Here is a 2,099-nt window from a genome sequence, read left to right as displayed (position 1 = left end):
CCCCGCTGCTGGCCTATCCGGCCGAGGGGGTGGAGGAGGTGCTCTACACCTCCCCGGCGGCGCAGCGGGGCTGGCTGCGCCTGGCGGGTCCGCAGTGGCGGCACCTGCTCGCCGCGGTGCCCGGCCTGGCCGCCGATCAGGAGTACGTGCCGACCGGCGAGGCGCCGCGCTCGACCCGGCTCGTCGGCACGTACGCGGGTTCGGAGTACGAGGCGGTGGCCGACCAGCCGGGCGGGTTCCGGGTGCTGGCGATGACCCGGGCGGCCCGCTACCCGGTGGACACGGCGGCCCGGCGGCTGCGCACGGCGACCTGGCGCGGGACGCCGTGCCTGGTGCTGCGGGAGGAGGGTGGCTGGCTGCGGTTGCGGCTGCGCCGCCCGGATCCGGACGCGGTGGCCGCGACCGGCGCTCAGTGTCTGGAACGCGGCGTGTACGAGGTCTGGGCGCCCGGCGGCGAGCTGACCGACGACCGGGTGGTGGACCTGCCCTATCCGGCCCGGCACGCATAGACGGGGGCAGGTCGGGAAGCCGTTGGGGTCCGAGAAGCCCGCGCTGAGGGGGAATCCCGACATGCCTTTCGTCACCGTCGGTACGGAGAACTCCGCACCCATCGACCTGTACTACGAGGATCACGGTTCCGGTCAGCCGATCGTGCTGATCCACGGTTTCCCGTTCAACGGGGCGACCTGGGAGAAGATGAGCGGTCCGCTGCTGAACGCCGGGTACCGGGTGATCACGTACGACCGGCGTGGGTTCGGCAACTCCGCGCAGCCGGCCATGGGCTACGACTACGACACGTTCGCCGCCGACCTGGACGTGTTGATGACCGAGCTGGACCTGCGCAACGCGATCCTGGTCGGGCACTCGATGGGCACCGGTGAGGTGACCCGCTACCTGGGCGCGTACGGGTCGGACCGGGTGGACCGGGCGGTCCTGCTGGCCCCGTTGGCGCCGTACCTGCTGAAGACGCCCGACGACCCGGAGGGCGTCGACAAGAGCATGTTCGAGGGGTTCCAGAAGGCGATCATCCAGGACCGGTTCGCCTACCTGACCCAGTTCTGCGACGCGTTCTTCAACGCCAGCGAGAACCGGGGGAAGCTGGTCAGCGACGAGGCGTACCACGCGCACTGGCAGATCGGCGCGCAGGCGTCGGCCAAGGGCACCCACGACTCGGTGGACGCCTGGCAGACCGACTTCCGCGGTGACCTGCCGAACATCGACGTGCCGGTGCTGATCATCCAGGGCGACAAGGACAACGTGCTGCCGTTCCCGGTGACGGGCCAGCGGCTGGTGAACATGCTGTCCGACGCCAAGCTGGTCACGCTGAAGGGTGCGCCGCACGGCACGCCGTGGACCCATCCCACCGAGGTCAACAAGGCCATCATGGAGTTCATCGGCAAGCCGAGCATGGCGACCGCCTGACCCGGCGGACGATCGCGGCCCCGGGGAGATCCCGGGGCCGCGGTTCGCGCGCGTGCTCAGCCGGCCAGCCGGGCCAGCTCCTCCTCGACGATGGACGGGTCGAGCTTGCGGAACACCGGCTTCGGCGCCGCGAGCGGCCGGCCCACTTCCAGGGGTACGGACTCCCAGCGCGCCCCGACCGTGTAGTCACCGGTCAGCACCGGGTACGACGGCCCGCCATCGAGGTCGTCGACCTCCTCGATCACCGGCATCGGGGCGTGCGTGCCGGTGCCGCCGAGCAGCTCGTGGATCTTCTGGGCGGAGTGCGGCAGGAACGGGGTGAGCAGCGTGTTGGCGTCGCTGACCACCTGGAGCGCGACGTGCAGGATGGTGCCCATGCGGGGCTTGTCGTCCTCGCCCTTGAGCTTCCAGGGCGCCTGCTCGGAGAGGTACTTGTTGGCCTCGGCGACGACCTTCATGGCCTCGCCGATGGCCTGCTTCTGCCGGTGCCGGGCGATCAGGTCGCCGACGGTGGCGAAGCCCGCCTTCGCGGTGTCCAGCAGCGCCTGGTCGGCCTCGGTGAGCCCGGCCGGGTCGACCGGCGGGACGGCGCCGAAGTTCTTCGCCGCCATCGACACCGACCGGTTGACCAGGTTGCCCCAGCCGGCGACCAGTTCGTCGTTGTTGCGGCGCAGGAA

General features: G+C 71.0%; 1 protein-coding gene and 2 pseudogenes. 2 read left to right on the top strand and 1 reads right to left on the bottom strand.

What is annotated here, in order from left to right; all coding sequences use genetic code 11:
* Positions 1 to 509: pseudogene (locus KBX39_RS29715) on the top strand (hypothetical protein); the annotation flags it as partial.
* A gap of 61 nt (positions 510 to 570) precedes the next feature.
* On the top strand, positions 571 to 1,422 hold the full coding sequence (locus KBX39_RS29710) for an alpha/beta fold hydrolase (RefSeq protein ID WP_043326820.1): 852 nt from the start codon (positions 571 to 573) through the stop codon (positions 1,420 to 1,422).
* A 56-nt stretch (positions 1,423 to 1,478) separates the two neighbouring features.
* Here KBX39_RS29710 and KBX39_RS29705 read toward each other — a convergent pair.
* A pseudogene (locus tag KBX39_RS29705) lies at positions 1,479 to 2,099 on the bottom strand (methionine--tRNA ligase); the annotation flags it as partial.

The organism is Micromonospora sp. D75 (genome assembly GCF_018070405.1).
Taxonomy (GTDB): domain Bacteria; phylum Actinomycetota; class Actinomycetes; order Mycobacteriales; family Micromonosporaceae; genus Micromonospora; species Micromonospora chalcea.
The sequence above is the reverse complement of the archived record's forward strand: the minus strand, read 5'-3'. Positions and strand labels throughout refer to the sequence as shown.

Bases quoted from the DNA above. Each gene is read 5' to 3' on its own strand.
- KBX39_RS29710 (WP_043326820.1), top strand. From the start codon at position 571: ATGCCTTTCGTCACCGTCGGTACGGAGAACTCCGCACCCATCGACCTG.